This is a genomic window from Candidatus Baltobacteraceae bacterium, assembly GCA_036488875.1.
Lineage (GTDB): Bacteria > Vulcanimicrobiota > Vulcanimicrobiia > Vulcanimicrobiales > Vulcanimicrobiaceae > JAFAHZ01.
Genome location: DASXGW010000004.1, coordinates 207,204 through 225,471 on the forward strand (window position 1 = coordinate 207,204; position 18,268 = coordinate 225,471).

The 18,268-nt window shown below is 58.8% G+C and carries 14 protein-coding genes and 1 tRNA gene; 7 read left to right on the forward strand and 8 right to left on the reverse strand.

Annotation, left to right across the window (positions count from 1 at the left end; translation table 11 throughout):
- Window positions 1-110: 110 nt before the first annotated feature.
- Window positions 111-2,753 carry an ATP-dependent chaperone ClpB gene (gene clpB, locus VGG89_06515; GenBank protein HEY1976175.1) on the forward strand — a complete coding sequence of 881 codons (2,643 nt, stop codon included), beginning with the start codon at window positions 111-113 and terminating at the stop codon, window positions 2,751-2,753.
- Here clpB and VGG89_06520 read toward each other — a convergent pair.
- The gene (locus VGG89_06520; GenBank protein HEY1976176.1) at window positions 2,709-3,860 is read right to left on the reverse strand and encodes a hypothetical protein; all 1,152 of its coding nucleotides are present in this window, start codon (window positions 3,858-3,860) and stop codon (window positions 2,709-2,711) included. The genes clpB and VGG89_06520 overlap by 45 nt on opposite strands.
- A 73-nt stretch (window positions 3,861-3,933) precedes the next feature.
- Here VGG89_06520 and VGG89_06525 point away from each other — a divergent pair, with 73 nt between their 5' ends.
- Complete coding sequence (locus tag VGG89_06525; GenBank protein HEY1976177.1) at window positions 3,934-4,851, forward strand: aldose epimerase family protein; 918 nt, start codon at window positions 3,934-3,936, stop codon at window positions 4,849-4,851.
- On the opposite strand, the gene typA is transcribed toward VGG89_06525, so the two are convergent.
- From typA to VGG89_06540, 3 genes are read right to left on the reverse strand one after another with little or no spacing between them, the layout of a single operon-like run.
- Window positions 4,838-6,664, reverse strand: coding sequence for a translational GTPase TypA (gene typA, locus VGG89_06530; GenBank protein HEY1976178.1), 1,827 nt, complete (start codon window positions 6,662-6,664; stop codon window positions 4,838-4,840). The two genes, VGG89_06525 and typA, sit on opposite strands and share 14 nt — an antisense overlap.
- 13 nt (window positions 6,665-6,677) lie before the next feature.
- Window positions 6,678-7,970, reverse strand: coding sequence for a HAMP domain-containing sensor histidine kinase (locus VGG89_06535; GenBank protein HEY1976179.1), 1,293 nt, complete (start codon window positions 7,968-7,970; stop codon window positions 6,678-6,680).
- A 21-nt stretch (window positions 7,971-7,991) separates the two neighbouring features.
- Window positions 7,992-8,444, reverse strand: a complete 453-nt coding sequence (locus tag VGG89_06540) for a DUF5069 domain-containing protein (protein HEY1976180.1) — start codon at window positions 8,442-8,444, stop codon at window positions 7,992-7,994.
- Between VGG89_06540 and VGG89_06545 the strand changes: the two genes are divergently transcribed.
- On the forward strand, window positions 8,443-8,685 hold the full coding sequence (locus VGG89_06545; protein HEY1976181.1) for a hypothetical protein: 243 nt from the start codon (window positions 8,443-8,445) through the stop codon (window positions 8,683-8,685). The two genes, VGG89_06540 and VGG89_06545, sit on opposite strands and share 2 nt — an antisense overlap.
- 7 nt (window positions 8,686-8,692) lie before the next feature.
- On the opposite strand, the gene VGG89_06550 is transcribed toward VGG89_06545, so the two are convergent.
- From VGG89_06550 to VGG89_06560, 3 genes are all read right to left on the reverse strand, one after another.
- Window positions 8,693-10,219, reverse strand: a complete 1,527-nt coding sequence (locus VGG89_06550; GenBank protein ID HEY1976182.1) for a right-handed parallel beta-helix repeat-containing protein — start codon at window positions 10,217-10,219, stop codon at window positions 8,693-8,695.
- Window positions 10,220-10,322: 103 nt separating this feature from the next.
- The gene (locus VGG89_06555; protein ID HEY1976183.1) at window positions 10,323-10,697 is read right to left on the reverse strand and encodes a hypothetical protein; all 375 of its coding nucleotides are present in this window, start codon (window positions 10,695-10,697) and stop codon (window positions 10,323-10,325) included.
- Between the two features lie 127 nt (window positions 10,698-10,824).
- Entirely contained in the window at window positions 10,825-11,343 is a 519-nt protein-coding gene (locus VGG89_06560; GenBank protein HEY1976184.1) for a hypothetical protein, read from the reverse strand.
- Between the two features lie 277 nt (window positions 11,344-11,620).
- On the opposite strand from VGG89_06560, the gene VGG89_06565 reads away from it, so the two are divergent.
- A tRNA-Sec gene (locus tag VGG89_06565) sits at window positions 11,621-11,714 on the forward strand.
- Between the two features lie 484 nt (window positions 11,715-12,198).
- Here the strand turns inward: VGG89_06565 and VGG89_06570 are convergent.
- The gene (locus tag VGG89_06570; GenBank protein HEY1976185.1) at window positions 12,199-13,125 is read right to left on the reverse strand and encodes a helix-turn-helix transcriptional regulator; all 927 of its coding nucleotides are present in this window, start codon (window positions 13,123-13,125) and stop codon (window positions 12,199-12,201) included.
- Window positions 13,126-13,193: 68 nt separating this feature from the next.
- Between VGG89_06570 and VGG89_06575 the strand changes: the two genes are divergently transcribed.
- The 3 genes from VGG89_06575 (at window position 13,194) to VGG89_06585 (ending at window position 18,126) form a co-directional block, all read left to right on the forward strand.
- Entirely contained in the window at window positions 13,194-14,351 is a 1,158-nt protein-coding gene (locus VGG89_06575) for a DNA cytosine methyltransferase (protein ID HEY1976186.1), read from the forward strand.
- A gap of 673 nt (window positions 14,352-15,024) precedes the next feature.
- Window positions 15,025-17,331: a UvrD-helicase domain-containing protein gene (locus VGG89_06580; protein HEY1976187.1), complete on the forward strand. Its 2,307-nt coding sequence runs from the start codon at window positions 15,025-15,027 to the stop codon at window positions 17,329-17,331.
- A 414-nt stretch (window positions 17,332-17,745) separates the two neighbouring features.
- On the forward strand, window positions 17,746-18,126 hold the full coding sequence (locus VGG89_06585) for a hypothetical protein (GenBank protein HEY1976188.1): 381 nt from the start codon (window positions 17,746-17,748) through the stop codon (window positions 18,124-18,126).
- Window positions 18,127-18,268 lie beyond the last annotated feature (142 nt).

Consider the following 18,268-nt stretch of genomic DNA (forward strand, 5'->3'; position numbering starts at 1 on the left):
ACGACGGGTAGCCTGCGCCCGGTTCCTTCTGCCCTAGCCAAAGCGGAAACCGTCCAGAGCAGGGGAAACCTGCAACGAATTGGGCGCCTCGGCGGTATTATGGAGCACACATGAACGTAGACAAGATGACGGAGCGCGTCGGCGACGCGCTTAACGCCGCTTATACTCGTGCCCTTCGCGAGCATAATCCCCAGACGACCGCGCTGCACATGCTCGCCGCACTGCTCGAGCAAGAGCGCGGCATCGCACCGGACATTCTCAGTAAGGCCGGCGCCGACCCCGAAACGATCGAGAAAAAGGTCGACGAAGCAATCGGCCGGCTTCCGCGCTTGGGTGGAAGCAACGCCGATTCCGCGCAGGTCACCATTGCGCCCGAGTTTGCGCGCGTTATGGATTCCGCCGAGAGCGAAGCTAAAGCGCTGCAAGACGATTACACGTCGGTCGAGCACGTGCTGCTCGCGATGGCGCAAAACTCCGGCGACGTCGGACGCATCTTTCGCGATGCCGGTCTGACGCGCGATAAGATACTGCAGGCGCTGCGCGAGGTGCGCGGCAACCAGCGCGTTACGACCAAGGATCCCGAAGGCACGTACAAATCGCTCGAACGGTACGGACGCGACCTAACGCTCGAAGCCGAACGCGGCAAGCTCGATCCCGTCATCGGACGCGACGAGGAGATTCGCCGCGTCATTCAGGTGTTGTCGAGACGGACGAAAAACAACCCGGTGCTCATCGGCGATCCCGGCGTCGGCAAGACGGCGATCGTCGAAGGCTTGGCGCAGCGGATCGTGCGCGGCGACGTTCCGGAAGGATTGAAGAACAAACGCATCGTGTCGCTCGACATGGGCGCGCTCATCGCCGGAGCGAAATATCGCGGCGAGTTCGAAGAGCGGCTCAAAGCCGTGCTCAAAGACGTCGCCAACTCCGAGGGGCAGATTCTGCTCTTCGTCGACGAACTGCACACGGTCGTCGGCGCAGGCAAAGCCGAAGGCGCCATGGATGCGGGCAACTTGCTCAAGCCGATGCTGGCGCGCGGTGAGCTGCACATGATCGGCGCGACCACGCTCAACGAGTATCGCAAATATATCGAAAAAGATGCGGCGCTCGAACGTCGCTTCCAGCCGGTGCTCGTCGATCAGCCCAGCGTCGAAGACACCATTTCGATTCTTCGCGGTCTCAAGGAGAAGTACGAGACGCATCATGGCGTGCGTATCAAAGACGCAGCGCTCGTGGCCGCTGCCGTGCTGAGTAATCGATATATCAGCGATCGCTTCTTGCCCGACAAGGCCATCGATCTCATCGACGAGGCCGCCGCCAAGCTGCGAACCGAGATCGACTCGATGCCGCAAGAGCTCGACGAGGTATCGCGTCGCGTCATGCAGCTCGAGATCGAGCGAGAAGCGCTGCGCAAGGAAAACGATTCCGCTAGCCGCCGGCGCCTCGAAGAGCTCGAGAAAGAGCTTGCGACGTTGCGGGAGTCGCAGACGAGGCTGCGCACGCAATGGGACGCCGAAAAAGCCGGCGTCACTAAGACGCGCGGACTGCGCGAGCAGATCGAGCAGACGAAGGTGCAGATCGAGCAGGCCGAGCGTCAGTACGATCTCAATCGCGTTGCCGAGCTGCGCTACGGCAAACTCGCCCAGCTCGAAAAGCAGTTGGCGGCCGAGGAGAGCGCGCTTCAAAGTAAGGACGGCGCTCGGCTTTCGAAAGAGGAAGTCGACGAAGACGATATTGCGGAAGTGATTTCGCGCTGGACCGGCGTCCCGGTCTCCAAGCTCCTCGAGGGCGAGAAGCAGAAGCTGCTGCATCTCGAGGACGAGCTGCACGAACGCGTGATCGGACAGGATGAAGCGGTTACGGCCGTTGCCGAAGCGGTGCTGCGCTCGCGCTCGGGCCTGGCCGATCCCAATCGCCCGATCGGTTCGTTCATTTTCCTGGGGCCGACCGGCGTCGGAAAAACCGAGCTCGCTCGCGCGCTCGCGGAGTTTCTCTTCGACGACGAGCGCGCGATGATTCGCATCGACATGTCGGAGTATCAAGAGAAGCACACCGTGGCGCGTCTGCTCGGCGCTCCTCCGGGATACGTCGGCTTCGAAGAAGGAGGCCAGCTCACCGAAGCGGTGCGCCGGCGACCGTATTCGGTGATCCTGTTCGACGAAATCGAAAAGGCGAATCCCGACGTCTTCAACGTGTTCCTGCAGATTCTCGACGACGGACGCCTAACCGACGGTCAGGGGCGTACGGTCGATTTCAAAAACACGATCGTCATCATGACGTCGAACATCGGCAGCCACCGCATTCTCGACTTTAAGGGGTCGTTCGACGGCGCCGATTACGCGGTGATGCGCGCGACGGTGCTCGACGAGATGCGGCAGCATTTCCGGCCCGAGTTCCTCAACCGCGTCGACGAGATCATCGTTTTCCACGCGTTGAACGAGGAACAGCTCGAGGAGATCGTGGAGATTCAGCTCGAACGCCTGCGCCATCGGTTGGCCGAGCGCCGTATCGTCCTCGTGCTTTCCGAGGCGGCTAAACGCCACATCGTCAAAGTGGGCTACGATCCCAACTACGGTGCGCGCCCGCTCAAGCGCACGATTCAAAAAGAGCTCGAAACGCCGCTCGGACGTAAGATCCTCGCGGGCGACATCCACGACGGCGTCACGGTCGAAGTCGGCTTCGACGACGTTCGCGGCGAGCTGACGTTTACGTTAGCCGCTGCATCCGCTTCGCGCGAGATGGCCCGGAGCGGGTAACGGGCGCAATCCGACGCGGCCATGCGCCGCGTCGAACAGAATTTCGTCGCGGTTGTAAAACGTCAAACCGGTGTTGACCTCGGGCGTCTTTCCCGGCTTGGGCGTGGCTAAGTGAGCGGCGTTGTAGTTCGCGCTATAGCCCGTCGAAAACGAACCGATCGTCGTCCGGTCGCCGCGCGCGAGCGCAAACGCCAGGCCTTTCACGACGAACTCGCATCCGGCGGGCTGAGTCGGGATTGCAAACGGCGTCTCCGTTTGGAATTCGACGTTGTGCGCGCCGGTGTCAAAGACCGTCGCGATGCACGCGCGCTTGACGTACGAGCCGATGGTATAGCAGAGATTGACGTCGCGTTCCCAGCTGCGAGCGCCGTTGGGCAAGTCCGTCGCTAATGGCTTCGGCGACATTTTGACGTAGGTGAAGCCTGCCGTCGCCGCGTCCCGCGGGCCAAGCTGCAGCTCGTGCGGCGCGACGACGACGAATGTGGTCGCCCACGGCGCGATGCCGAAGAGCACGTTATATAAGACGACGGGGCCCGGCGGCGCGGTGGCCGGGGGCGAGGGCGATGGAACCAGCGCCGGTTCGATATCGGCGCCAAAGGTGCCGAACAGCGCGCGCCCCTCTTCCAAACACAAAACTCCCGCGTGATCGCGCGGGTGCCGCTTGTAGACGTTGGGGCAGTTTTGCGCCGTCACTTGCGCCGGGCAGCTTTTTGTCGCGCAGCCGGCGCCGTCGACGATGACGACCGGCACGGATGCAGCGGTCAATCCATTTTCGAACGCAACGTTCGTGCGGACGACGGTCCCCTCGTAGACGATACCGCTGCTGTACGTATTGGTCGTGCGCAGATGCGTGCTCTTGTAGTTTTTGCGCGGACCGGCGGCGTTGAAATATACCCATAGACCCGACGACCCGGTGTCGAAGAGATACGGCAGCGGTGATCCGCCCGCGACTTGCAGGCGAAGGTTGAGTCCGGCTTTGTCGGCGCCGTTGACGTGTAGCGGCAACAGGCCGTGCGGCGCCGGCGTAGCCGCCGCGGACGAGACCGGCTGTAGTCCTGGAACGATCCCGGAGTGCGTCGAGCAAGCGACGGCGCTTGCGAGGGCCAACACGGAAAACAGAGCTCGCGGTGAAGCTGCCATTGATAGGTAATCGTCTGAGGCTCGCGCAAATTCACTGCTCGTGATTAAAGACACGGTCGTGCTTTTCAACGCCCGGGGCGAGCGCGTTGAGCTCTCGCCACTGGGCGCGGGCATCACCGGGATCTACGTGCGCGACCGTCAGGGCCGGGTGGGAGACGTTAGCGTCGACGAAGGCGGCAGCGCGGGTAAAGTAGTTGGCCGCTACGCCAACCGGATTGCCGGCGCGCGCTTTGCGTTGGACGGCCGCGTCTACCAACTCGCCGCCAACGAAGGGGCGAACACGCTTCACGGCGGACCGGACGGCTTTACCAAACGCACCTGGAAAACCGGGGCGACGCGCACGTCGATCGACGGCAGCACGATGAGCGTGGAGTTCTCGCTCAACAGCCCGGCGGGCGATCAAGGCTTTCCCGGCAATCTCGGCTGCAACGTCGTGTATTCGTTCGACGACGAAGCGGCGCTGCGCATAGCCTACGGCGCGACCTCCGACGCGCCGACGGTCGTCAATCTCACCAATCACGTGTACTTCAATCTCAGTGGTTCCGTCAGTCCGAGCATCGCGACGCAGCAGCTCTGGATCGCATCGGACGAATACACGCCCGTCGACCGCGCAATGATTCCGACCGGTGAGATTTCGCCGATCGCCGGAACCGTGCGCGACTTTCGCAAGATGCGGCCGATCGGCAACGTCGCGTTCGACTGCAACTTCGTCCTCGACGCGTTTACCGGCGATCTGCGCGTCGTGGCCGAGGCATTCGACGACGCTTCGGGACGCCAGCTGCGCGTCGAAACCACCGAGCCCGGATTGCAGCTGTACACCGGCAAGGGCAACGCTTTCGCACTGGAAACGCAGCATTTTCCGGACTCGCCGAACCACCCAAACTTTCCCAGCACCGCGCTGCGGCCGGGTCAGCACTTCAAGTCGACGACGGTCTACCGGTTTACTACGAGCGACTAAGTTCGCGTTTCTTGGCTCTGAGCCGGTCGCTCTCGTTAAGGATGCGCTTGCGCAAGCGGATCGATTGCGGCGTCACTTCGACGAGCTCGTCGTCTTCGATGAACTCGATCGCGCGCTCGAGCGATAACTCGTCGGGCGGCGCGAGCGCCACGTTTTCGTCGGAGCCGGCGGCCCGCATGTTCGTCAGCTTCTTTTCGCGCACGACGTTGAGCCCGACGTCTTTATCGTCGTTGGCGCGGCCGGCGATCATGCCTTCGTAGACGTCGACGCCCGGCCCGATGAAGAACTCGCCGCGCTGCTCGACGCCCATCAGCGCATAACCCGTCGTGCGCCCGGTATGGGTGGCGACCAGCGCTCCGACGTTGCGGCCCGGCAGTTCGCCCTGCCACTCCTGATGATCGTAATACGTGTGTGACATCACCGCCGTACCGCGCGTGAGCGTCAACAGCTCGCCGCGCAGGCCGAATATCGCGCGCGTGGGCATGGTGTATTCCAAGCGCCGCGACTCGCCGACGTTGATCATGTTCGACATCATCGCCTTACGCCGCCCGAGCGCTTCGATCACTGCGCCGGAGTACGTCTCCGGCACGTCGACGACCACGTACTCGACCGGCTCCCAGCGTTTGCCGTCGCGCTCGGTGACGATGACCTGCGGTTTGGAGACCGCGAGTTCGTAGCCTTCCCGGCGCATCGTTTCGATGAGAATCGAGAGATGCAGCTCGCCGCGGCCGCGCACTTCGAACGTGTCCGCCGATTCGGTGTCGGCGACGCGCAGCGCGACGTTCGACTCGAGCTCGCGCATCAGTCGCTCGCGAATTTGCCGCGACGTCAGGTACTTGCCTTCGCGTCCCGCAAACGGCGAGTTGTTGACGGAAAAGAACATCGAGACGGTCGGCTCGTCGACCGCGACGGCGTGGATACCTTCGGGGGACGATGCGTCGGCGATGGTATCGCCGATGTTGAGATCTTCAATACCCGAAACGCAGACGATGTCGCCGGCCGAGGCTTCCTCGACTTCGAGGCGCTCGAGCCCGGCGAACGTTAGCAGCGTGGTCAAGCGCAAGCCGCCGGCAACCGTTCCGTCGCGCGCGACCTTGGCGATCGGCGCGTTCACCGACGAGCTGCCGCGGAAGATGCGCCCGATGCCGATGCGTCCGACGTACTTGTTGTGGTCGATCGCCGAGATCAATAGCTGAAACGGGCCTTCCTCGGCGGGCGCGTCGGGAATGCGCGCGACGATCGTCTCGAAGAGCGGCTCCAACGAATCGCTGGATTCCTCGAGCGTACGTTTGGCGATGCCGGCCTTGGCGTTGGTGAAGAGCACCGGGAAGTCCGCCTGCTCGTCGTTGGCGCCGAGCTCGATGAAGAGATCGAAGGTCTCGTTGACGACCTCTTGCGCGCGCGCGTCCTTGCGGTCGATCTTATTGACCACCACGATGGCTCGCAGGTCGAGCTCGAGGGCTTTGCGCAGCACGAAGCGCGTTTGGGGCATGACGCCTTCGGCCGCGTCGACGAGCAGCAGCACGCCCTGCACCATCTGCAGCACGCGCTCCACCTCGCCGCCGAAGTCGGCGTGGCCGGGCGTGTCGACGATGTTGAACTTGACCTCGCCGTGACGCACCGCGGTATTTTTGGCCAGAATGGTGATGCCGCGCTCGCGTTCGAGCGGATTTGAGTCGAGAACGCGCGTGGCGACCAGCTGGCCCTCACGGAAGACGCCGCTTTGTTTGAGCATGGCGTCTACCAGCGTGGTTTTGCCGTGATCGACGTGCGCGATGATCGCGACGTTGCGAATGTCGGGTCGAGTTTTCACGAAATGCTGCTGTTTATTGCTCGGTGGTGCGTGGTAGGGTGAACCAGAACGTGGTTCGCCGTCCACCTTCGCTTTCCAGTCCGATGGCTCCGTTCATCATCGTCACGAGCTCGCGACAAATGTAGAGTCCCAGACCGGTCGAGCCGTTGTCGTACGTCAGCCGGCCGAAACGCTTGAACAGCTTCTCGGTGTCGCTGGCCGGGATGCCGATGCCCTCGTTGACCACGTACACGCCCATCTCGCGCTCGCCGACCGGCTTGATCTCGATATGGATCGGGCTATTGGGATACGAGTATTTCACGGCATTTGAGAGCAAATTCGCGACGATCTGAACGAAACGACCTTCGTCGGCCAGAACGTTGGGCACCGGGTCGAGGTACGCGACGTTGAACAAACGGTCCGGGTGCTCGCTGCGCAGCCGCGCGATCGACTCCTCGATGATCGCGATCGGCGCGACGCTGGTCATGCGGAGCGAAAGTTGTCCCGCGTCCATCCGCGAGAGTAAAAGAAAATCTTCGAAGATGGTCGCGAGGCGTGTGGTAGCGCTGCCCAAGACGTTGAGCAACTCCTCGCGGCGCTCGCCGCCCATCGTTTCCCAATGCGTTTCCAGCAGCGACGTCGCGCCGCGAATCGCGGCCAGCGGCGAACGAACTTCGTGCGAGACCATGCCGAAAAACTCGTTCTGCAGCGCCACGTTTTCTTCGAGCAGCTGCCGCCGCTCGATTTCCGACAAGTGCGCGCGTGCGTTGGCCAACGCAAGGCCTACGAGGTTGACGAAGAGCTGCATCTGGCGAAGCGTTTCGATCGACGGCACCTTGCCGTCGACCGGTCCGTCGGTCGAAAGGTAGCCGAGCATGCCGCCGTCGCGATCCGGTAACACCAAGGTCAGCGAGTCGCGTTCGTGCCAGGCGTCGGGCGCCGTGCGCGGCTCGTGCCCGGTACTCTGTCCGAGATAGATGGAGCGCGCCCAGAACACTTCGCGTTCGGCCGGATTGTAGAAGCAGTTCGGCAGCACTTCGAACTCGGGAAGGAGCAGCGTTTTGATGTCGTTGCGAGCGATGCGCTCGCCGAGCCGTTCGCGAATGACCTGTTCGCCAAAGCCCAAAAGCACGCGGCGATAGAGGTCGCCGCCGGGTTCGTCAGCGGCAACGATCGTCACGAAACGCCAACCGAAGAGCGTGGCTACGCTTTGCGCGATCGACTCGAGTGGTGAAGTGATATCCTGGGTCTGCAGAATATCGTGCGTAATCGACAGCAGATGTTCGAGAAGATCGCCGCTAGCCGAGCGCCCCTGCGCGAGGTGCATCTCCTCGGTTTCGCAGGGAAACTAGAGCCTGCCTTCCTCCCGGTCTTGGCGGTCGAGATCCGAGCGGTGCTCGTCGAGCACGAACGCGTTGGCCCGCTCCCGGCTCGAGGGTGAGACGTGCCGGTCGAAATACGTCACCAGCTTCTCGTCGTCGGCCCCCTGAGAGATCAGGACGTCGAATGCGTCTTGCTTGACGCCGGCGCGTTCCAGAAAGCCGGTCGACAACGGACAGTAGCCCGTATAGTCGCCGCTGGTGCCGGCTTGTTCCGCACGGATCTTGTCTGCAAGGCGACCGAGCCAGGCATAATGCCCTAGCATCGAGCGGCCGCTGCGCGGCGGACTCTGGGAAAGATCAGGTACGGTCGTAACCATAGTGGCCGCAGTTTTCCCACCGGGCCTGTTCATGAACCCGAGGGGGTTCTCAGCTTGCCGCGGGAGGGTATCCACAAGCGGCCTCTGCATACCCCCACGCATGAACGACGCACAACGGCTGGCGACTGCGCTCAACGCCCACCTCAAGGCGCCGCAGTTTTCGAATCAGAAAGCGCGCGCGACCGCACGCCAAGAGCCGGCCGTCAACTGGCCCAAAACCAAGGCGCTCAATGAAGACTTCAATCCCGACGTCGACGGCTACGAATCGTTCGCGATGAACGACGGCACCATTTGCGTCTGGAACCCCGGACAGTTCCGTTTCGCCGCCGGCAAAAACTCGTAAGAGAAGATCAGAACTTGCTTCCCGCGTCTTGATCGTGAGCGGTCCAGGTTGCGGGGCGCATGAGCTTATTGAGCCAGCTGAAGTAGGCGCCGGTTCGCTCGGGCAGCGTGTAGCTATTCTCGGCGTAGACGTTGTGGTTTGCCGGCGAGAACGCGGCGCCGTCGTGGTGCAGGTCGCAATCCAAGCCGGCGACTTCGGCGCGACCGGCGGCCGCGGTCTCGACGATCGCGTTGTTCTCGAACGTGTTGTCGTGAACCCAATGAATCGACTTGCCGCGATAGCGGTGCGGACATACCGGCGTGCCGTCAGGATACGATGCTGCGCGGGCCGTACCGAAAACGCACGAATCGCTGCGCGCCTGCTGAAGCATTCCAATGCCTCCGGCGCCGCTAACGCGGTTGCTGCGCACCGTCACGTTGGCGCTGGCAGACGCTTCGATCTGCGCGCCGAGGTAAAACGACATCGTGCCCTGGCGTGAGGCCGGCGGTCCGTTGTTTTCGACGAGGTTGTCTTCGATGAGCGCCCGGTCGCTGATTTCGATGAAGATGCCGGAGCCTACCGTGTAGCCGTACGGGCCGTTGGTTTGGACGTTCCGTACCACACGGTTACGGCGGTAAACCACGTTATAACTGTTGATGTCGTTCCAAAAGCCCGGTCCGTTATTGTCGTGAACGTCGTTATCCTCGACGACGAGGTCTCGCGACTCGTATCCCGGTCCGCCGGCGAACTTTGCGCCGCCGCATTCCCACCAGCAGCTATAGTTCACCCGATTGTTGCGCGTAATCTCGTTGTCGCGTATGGTGAGCGCGTCGCCGACGGCAGCGATGCCTTCTTGGCCGTTGCCGGCGATGGTATTACCGGTAATGAGCGAGCCGCCATGGTTTCCGCGGTCTGGAACCGACGCGATACCGGCAGCATGGTTATAGCGCACGACGTTGTTTTCGAGTGTCCATCCGGTGCCCGAGTATCCGTAGCTCTGGATTGCGCCGCTCTGCGCGCGATTGGCTGCGAACTCGACGACGAAGGCGTCGACGACGATTCCGCCGTTGGACGACCAGACCAAGGCGGATGCTAGAGCCTGTTCCACGACGTGTCCGGACGGGTTAACGCCCAGCCACAGCCGGCCGGTCGAAAAATCTTCGTAGAACGTTGTCTTCCCAACGAGCCCGCGCGACGTGACGCGCGTAAGCGGCTTGCCGTCGAAGAAAACGTCTTGGCGCGTATCGCAGAGCGATTTGGGAACGGCACAGTTCAGGCTCGATTCCGGCGATTGTTTCAGAAAGGCACGAGCGACGAAGGCGTTCCCGGATCGCGAAAACGGCCCGACGATTGCCGCCCCGTTGAGGACGGCACCATGGCGCACCGTCGAAACGAGGCGTTGTCCGGCTTTAGGATTGACGGGCCGCGTGAACCGGTATGTTCCGGGCGCAAAACAAAACGTCGTGCCGGGCGGACGTGCGTCGAGCACGCGCTGGACCGCGCGATCGTCAGAGGGACGGATCGCGGTTCCGGTGCAAGTGGTTTTCGCAGACACCGTAGAGGCAACCGAGGACGGCAGCAAGCGCGCTATATTCGCGCACCCCGCCAGGATGACGACGGCGCAGGCCGCCGGCACGATCCTACCGGCTACGATATCTTTAATTGAAGTCTACGGCTACGTATTTCAAGCCGTTGCCGCCGATGAGCGCGATGGACGCCTTTTGCGTCGTCAGGACTTTGGCTTGAAGAACGGACTCGTCGTCGAGCTTCGTTTTGTCGTATTCGACGGCGCCGCTCGGTCCGAACACCGAGGCCCGCCAATAGCCTTTTTGCCGCGGCTGCAGATACAACCTTACGACGGTGTTGACTTGCACTTGAGCTAAGCCTACAGCTTCGACCATCGCGGCGTCGTTCGGCACGGTAACGTTAGCGGCGTTCGCGTCGGGCACGAGGAGCGACGTCACAGGTTGGCTGCAACCGGCAACGCCCGCAGCGGCACCAATTACCGCCATACCTAGATCTCTGCGTTTCATACTACGCCTCCAGCACCGGCAACGTTCAAAGGGTGCGAACCGTTATCCCCTAAACGTCGGCGACCGAATGACGTCATACGTGAGCCGAGGTGCAACGCCGAGATCGAACGTTGCGTCGTAGTCTGCGTTAGCAGTCTACGGGGTCATGCACGAGTTTGGGTTCGGTTACGGAAAAGCCGCCGTTTGACGCTTTAATGTGCGCGCAAACGTTTGCGTCCGACCCGATCGGATGAAGGTCCGTGTTTTCGTTTGCCGGACTTTGGCCTGTGTTTCCGCCGCAGCCGGGACTCCTTTGCATCTCTGCGAGCACCTTGATGTGAAGCGTCGGAACGATAAAGCTGTGAGCGATCAGCAAATAACCGAAGGTGTAGCTCTTTCCGGCTTCGACGACGTGCGGATGGGCCATAGGGCCGCCGTCGAAGATGTGCCACGTCGTGACTGCATTCGACCAATACGGTGTAACCCAGGCGCATTGTGCGGAATCGTTAACGACCGTGACGCCGGTATTCCAGAAATCGATCGCGCCCTTCGGGGGCGCGGTGGACGACGACGCGGACGAGGAGCAGCCGTCGAGCAAGAGCGCTGCCAACCCAAGAATGGCGAGGGCGGCGCGGTGATAACGGCGCAGGCTAGACAGCATGTACATTAAATGCCACACCCTTTATGGTCGCAATGTGCAACGGAAGGCCCAGGTTAGATAATCTAAGCCGGGATGCCGTTATGCTAGTAGTCTTCGGCTGCTAGCATGCTCCAGCCAAGGCTGAAGGCAAAGAAAAGCTGAATGGAGGGGAAATGTTACCCAGATCACCTTATCGTGCTCCCTATCAAACCGCGTTCTTATGAACGAGCACGCGCATGCGCTTCCAATTCTGACAGAACGTGCAAAGTGAATCAGCATCGCCCTTGCAAATAATCGCAACCATGGGAGTGTACGGGTCTGGTGGCCCGCACGGTCTTCAAAACCGCTGAGGCCGGGGCAACTCGGCTGGTAGGTTCGATTCCTATACGCTCCCGCCACCTAGCAACAGCATTGTTCTTAGCTGCTCTCTGCGTTCGATTGCCGAATCCCTGAACTCTGAAGGACACACAACGCGACGTGGCCTCCGATGGAATCCCGTGCAAGTAAAGCGCGTGCTCGCACACCTTTGAGTTAATGCCGGGGCTGAAGCCACGGCTGCGACGCGCCTTCGACCGCGGAAACTTGCGATCTCGACGTAAGGTCCCGGTGTTTGCCTGAGCCGGGTACTACGCTAGACGACCGCTTGCAGAGAATAGAGGCGTCAAACACTATTGGCTACTTGGTGCGCTCGTACTCATATGCGTCCCTTATGAACTCATTGAAGTAGGAGCCCTTAGAGCTTGCATTGAGGAACGTTTTGTATACCAGTAACGGTACATCCTTAAAACGATACAGATTTCCATCGAAAAAACGTACGCTTAGCACGCTGGTCTCGCGGTCATAAGCGATGGATTCAATTGTCGACGACACTCCAGGAGCGCCTTATTCAGTAGGCATTTCCGGGAGAGCTAACTGGCGCTCCTCGACGATACGCGGCCTAGCGTAAGGATTTAAATCGTCTACTTGGTAAACGGTGCTCATGTTGTCGTGAACTTTTGTTTTAATAACAGCGGTTTTTCCGGAATCGCCCGAAGTACTGCTAATATCGAAGTCGTCCTTGGTCAAAACGCCAACCTTAGCCTCCCAAACAAAGGCGCGAAGTCCTCGATTCGCGGTGCCCCGTGTGAACACACCTGCTTCATCTGTGAGAACATACCGGAATGTGATATACGTTCCCGCCTTTGGCAGATGTCCTTTGGGACGGTTTGTTTCGAGAGCTACCTTGAGTTCTAAGTCAACGGCGGGAGACTTCTGCGGAAGAAGATCGGGATAAGTATGCGGTCCATTTCTTATGTAAAGGCCGTTCGACGCTTGAGCGATTCCCGCTCCGAGAAGGTTGCCGACCATTGAAGAAAGGTTCGCGAGTTCCACTAAGCCGGCAAGGCGGTTTGAGCCGTGCGCGATGAGCTGATCGTCGATTATGTCCAGCGTTTCGTAACAATATCTGATCGCTTCAACGAGCATTTCGCATGTTAGGCCGGTTAGGTGAGTCAACTGCGCTACGTTGTGGCAGAACTCCGTCGAAACGGCTCGTTCGGTTCGCTCGGGAGCTTTTGGCGGCGCGGCTTCGAGACCCGCTCGCCCTTCGGCCATAGCGACCAAGCCGGAAAGTGGAAACCCTAGGGCTTCGGCGAGCTTCTGCGCCATGCCGAGCGTGGGCTGGGAGTTGCCCTTTTCTAAGACGCCGATGTAGGTCCGGTCAATCCCGGCAAGCTCGGCGAGAGACTCATGAGTAAGATTCTGATCGTTGCGCAGTTCTTTTAAGATCGCAAGAAATGCGGCGACTAGTCCCTCGTCATTTTCCGACACGCGATGAGTCTAGGCGAGGAGGGAAAGCTTGGTCAACGAGAATATATTCTCCACCGGAGGTGCAAGGTTTGGCGTATCGGCTTTTTGATCTGTTCTCTGGAACAGGTGCCTTCTCAAAGGGTTTCGAGAACTCTCTGTCCGCCGAGTACCAAACGGTTTTCTGCAACGACTTACTCCCGGTTGCTGTGCGAACCGCTACTGCCAATCATCCCCATGCAAAGTGTGTCAGCGGCGACATAAGAAAGCTTCGACGCGAACACGTCGCGGAGATGCTCAAGCTACGTCGTGGGCAGGTTGACGTGATAATCGGAGGTCCCCCTTGCCAGGGATTTTCTTCGATAAGGCCTTTTAGATCATCCGAGGAGGACGATCCACGGAATAGCCTCTTTGAAGAGTTTGCTTCATTCGTAAACTATTTTCGACCAAGAGCACTCGTTATTGAGAACGTCGTTGGGCTCGCGACGCATAAGGGTGGCGAGACGATCGAGGCAATGCAAACCTGCTTCGAGCAACTCGGCTACGATACCGACTGGCGCATCCTTAACGCGGCCCACTTTGGTATACCGCAGCGTAGGGAGCGACTTATTTTCATAGGATTGCCACGCGGAGCGAAGATAACGTTCCCTAACCCAACTCACAGTTCCAATGGAAGCACGATTGGCTACCGTGATCGGACACGCATGCTTTTGCCTGATGAGGATACGCTATTCACCAGGGCGCCAAACCTTGAGCCCGCTATAACTGTGATGGAAGCAATCGGCGACTTACCAAGGATCGAATCCGGCGAGGAATCACTGGCGTATGACGTAGCACCGACCAATGCGTACCAAGCAGCTAGGCGAAAGGGCTTGACTAAGCTAACGCTCCACGGATCGACGAAGCACACCAAGAAGATGCTTCGTATCATCAAACACTCCGGTCCAAATATTTATTCGATACCGAAGCACCTTATAACCAGCGGCTTTAGCTCGTGTTATTCGCGGCTCGATGGCGACTGCCCATCGGTAACGATCACCGTTAATTTTGTTCATCCGGCATCGAACCGTTGCATACATCCCGTACTGAACCGTGCCCTTACCCCTAGAGAGGGCGCACGACTGCAGTCATTCGATGACGATTTTGTTTTCTGCGGAAATCGTTCACAGATCGTAAAGCAGATTGGTAATGCCGTGCCGCCGCTCCTTGGCAAAGTAATAGGCGAGCACCTCGCATCCCTGATCGCCTAGCGATGACCGCACAAGAGGGACACCTCCGGAAATCCCTGCAAACTTCAGTTCTCGTATCGAGAAGAATGCAGAATGTCGCCACAAGGGACACGCCGTGTGAACTCGCAGCTCGACAAGTTCTTTCGGCCTATCACGTTCGATACAGGCTCCACCGAGCGGATTTACCGGGTCGGCCTGATATCTTTATCCCGCGCATAAGGGTTGCGGTATTCGTTCACGGCTGCTTTTGGCACTCGCATCATTGTCCAAAAGGTAGAAGGCAACCGCGGACAAATGTGGCTTTTTGGGCGGTGAAACTCGCTAATACGGTCGCGAGAGATCGTCGCACCGTGCAGCGGCTACGTGCCGTTGGTATATCTGTCGTAATACTCTGGGAGTGCGAACAACAGACGTTCCTCGCAAATCTAAGGCGTACCATAGGCACGTATCGTCGAACCGCACTGTAAGGCGTAACGTCTGGACGCATGTGGTTTTGACGATTAACGTACCGCCTAGGCTGCCCGTTGCGATGACGCGCGACTAGGACTGGCGGAGCAAATGGTTCGGAAAGCTCGATTCGCGTCTGAACTTGGGTACTGTACAACCGCGCAGCCGCGGGTGAAAGAAGGATAGGCAGCACCCAACTCGCAAGCTGTGCCACTTCAAATAATGCGACTAGCGGAGGCTCTGTTTCGTGCCCGACGCGCTCTATTTTGGTACGACATGGCAGACAGCAGGCTGGCTACTCGAACACGAATCTATACGCACGCCACTCCTTGACGCACTCAGCGATCCTGAAAAGCTAAAGGTAGTGCAGATGGGACTGTTTAGGCAGGGCCCAGTTCGAATGGTCTATGACGATAAATTGGGGCTGGTTTGCTTTTGGAACATCGATTATCTTACCGGGTTGGCGGATGAGGGGCTCGGCTTTATCAAGCTTTCTGGGACGTACGGGCTAGTCAATTTTCCGAGGATTGCCTTTGAAGCGTTCGAACGCGAGCTGACCGTTCTGAACTATCGCTTGCGTAACCTCATATTCGAATCCGCCTACTATCATCAGGACTTCGAGGACGGTAGTCATAAGGTTCTTGCGGGGAGAGGCACTGAAGCACGCGACTACAGTATCGGCTATGCCGAAACCCAGCTCGCCGTCAGAGCACAGGCGGTATCAAGAAAGGTCGTTGTTTGCGTTGGTCCGGAGGGCGACTGGAAGCGCGCTGGCGCTGCGGCAACTGCTGAGCGGGCCATCCTGGGCGACCTCTCTGAGTCCCTTGTAGAGCGCATAAGCGAAGCGCGAGGCTCTGCTTCACTATTGACGCAAAATGCGCTCGTCGAACTTCGTATGGCAATTAGTCCACCGATACAGCAGCCGCCGCTCACCGAGGTAACAAGGCGCGCCGGGCCTCTCGCCGTTGAAGAATCCGACAAATATAGAACCGCCGGATGGCCCTTCGAGCAGTGGTTGTCCGATGGCACCACGCTTTCCGAGGACCAGCTAAATATCCTCATGGGCGATGGTGTCCTCAAGCATCCAATCCGAATAATTGGGCCGGCTGGTGCAGGCAAGACTTTGCTAATGCAGTTGATGGCCATGCGACTGCAAACCATCGATCCATCCGCTTCAAAGATAATCTTCATTACGCACAACCAGCCGATGGAGTTAGCTATTCGAGAGCGTTTCGCGGTGCTCGGCGCAAAGCAGTTTACTCTGGCCAACAATATAGCCGTGACCACGCTTGAGCGTTATGCAAATGACACACTGCTGCTAAGGGACGTTAATCTACTTGAGCCGACCAGTGCAGATGCGAAGAATACGCAGCTCGCATTCGTTAATCAAGCGTTTTTGGAGGCCGCAAAGATCAGCGAATCCATCGTTAAGGGATCCGATGTACTCGGCGTAATCGCTAAGGACCTTAATACGTTTGGCGAATTTGTGCGGTCCGACTTCTCCGTGGCAATCAAAGCGCAAAATCTCCAATCCGATAAGACGTCATATGTAAACTCCTCCGTTGCGCTCGGTAAACTGCACGGGATTCTTACGCCTGATGAGCGAGCGGTCGTATATCAAGCGTTCCAGATATATCAGAATATGCTCGATGAGTACGGCGTGCTTGACACTGATGACGTGGCTCTTACGATGCTTGGAAAATTAAGCTCACCTGTCTGGCACCACCAGCGCAAATCTATGGGATTTGACTATATATTTGTAGACGAGGCGCAATTGTTCAACGAAAATGAGCGCAAGATTTTTCAGTACCTCGGCAATGGGAAGCGACCATTTGTGCCAATCGTTCTTGCTCTCGACGAGGGCCAGCAGTTTTTCGGCGAATCGCGGGTAGGTCTAGCTCTTCTTGGGATTAAGGACGCCGAACGCGAGAATCTTCGATACAATCATCGAATGACGGCTAGAATCGCCGACTTGGCTTTTTACGTGATTTCGCAGAGCACGGAGCTTTTTACGCTGGATTTCCCTGACTACACGAAGACCACCGAGACGCCCTCTCACACGTCCGATGGAAGCAAGCCACACTTGGAGCGCGTCGGAGCCGACGAATTTCTATCTAACGCGGTCGCCCAACTTGTTAGGGACTGTCGCCGCGATGGATTAAGGCAGATTGCGATCGTTTGTTTTAACGAGTCCTACTGGTTGGAGCTCGAAGAGAAACTCAAGGACAAATTAAAGGACTTGGATTTTTTCCCGATGTTGCGGCGTGGGGAGCGCCCGCGCGGACATAGCTTCACGACCCTTTGCCGGCCGGCAATTGTCGGCGGCCAGGAGTTCGACGCAGTAATCGCCGTCGGCCTGGAACAGGGGGTCGTTCCAAAATATGTTTCAAATTCGGCACTGCAAACCGCTCTTGAACAGCAAGCTCTTAGGGATGTGTATGTTACATTTAGTCGCGCGAAGGACAGGCTGACGGTATTGATCGGTAGTCAGGCCGATCCCGCGCCAATTCTAAGGGGTGCAATTGAGCAGGGCCTTCTCGAAGTCATACCATAGCATCTCGTCTAACATTTTCTAACGGACCGGTCGGAAACGGAAGGGACACGACGGCATTGGCAGGGAGCCAAGGCTTCTGAAAATGCAACAGGCCAACACTATTCGGTAACGGTAGGAATTGCCCGGAACCCCCGAATTGTGGTTCGATTCCTATACGCTCCCGCCACAAACACTGCCTTGTTGCCACACTGGGGAAGTGTGGCAGTTCGCACGCATCATGTGGCAATTCGGCTTTTGCAATCGGACTTCACGTATAGAAAATCTACTGCCGTGGAACCTCAAAGCGGCGGCGCACGATCCGGCACACCTGGCCAATCGTAGCGTAACAGGCCAACTCCCCGCGCAGGTCTAATCCCGATCTTGAATGCTAGACGCCGAAGACGACCTTGAACCGACGCTTACTACGTACCACCGATGACGCTTGAAACGCTCAATTCGGTCGCTTCTGTAGGGACCTTTATCGTCATTGCTTTGACCGCGCTCGCGGCGCTCGTACAACTTCGCCACCTTCGGCGCGGCAATTGGCTTGCAGCGCAGTTGACCATCCTGGAAATGTGGCAGTCCGATAAGGTTCAGGGGCCGTACGACTACATCAAGGAGGAGCTCGGGGAAAAGCTCAAGGATCCGCGATATCGTCACGAACTGGAGTACGGCCCGATCAACCGCAGCAAGCATCCTGAGATGTACATGATCGACTGGAATGCACAGCTCGGACTCATTGTCAGCGAGGGATTGCTCGACGATCATTTCTTGCAGCTATACTCGCCCGCGATCGATACGAGTGGCGGAACTTAGAGCCCGTCGTCGCGCTACTGCGCCGGCAACGCGGTAACGATCAATTCACACACTTCGAATATCTCGTCTCCCGCATGCGACAACTCCAAGCCCGTCGCAACAAGAGTGTCTTCAGCGGTGCAACGCCGCGAATCTCGATCAA

Bases quoted from the DNA above. Each gene is read 5' to 3' on its own strand.
- VGG89_06535 (HEY1976179.1), bottom strand. From the start codon at position 7,970: ATGCACCTCGCGCAGGGGCGCTCGGCTAGCGGCGATCTTCTCGAACAT.
- clpB (HEY1976175.1), top strand. From the start codon at position 111: ATGAACGTAGACAAGATGACGGAGCGCGTCGGCGACGCGCTTAACGCC.
- VGG89_06555 (HEY1976183.1), bottom strand. From the start codon at position 10,697: ATGAAACGCAGAGATCTAGGTATGGCGGTAATTGGTGCCGCTGCGGGC.
- VGG89_06585 (HEY1976188.1), top strand. From the start codon at position 17,746: ATGACGCTTGAAACGCTCAATTCGGTCGCTTCTGTAGGGACCTTTATC.
- VGG89_06560 (HEY1976184.1), bottom strand. From the start codon at position 11,343: ATGTACATGCTGTCTAGCCTGCGCCGTTATCACCGCGCCGCCCTCGCC.
- VGG89_06540 (HEY1976180.1), bottom strand. From the start codon at position 8,444: ATGCGTGGGGGTATGCAGAGGCCGCTTGTGGATACCCTCCCGCGGCAA.
- VGG89_06545 (HEY1976181.1), top strand. From the start codon at position 8,443: ATGAACGACGCACAACGGCTGGCGACTGCGCTCAACGCCCACCTCAAG.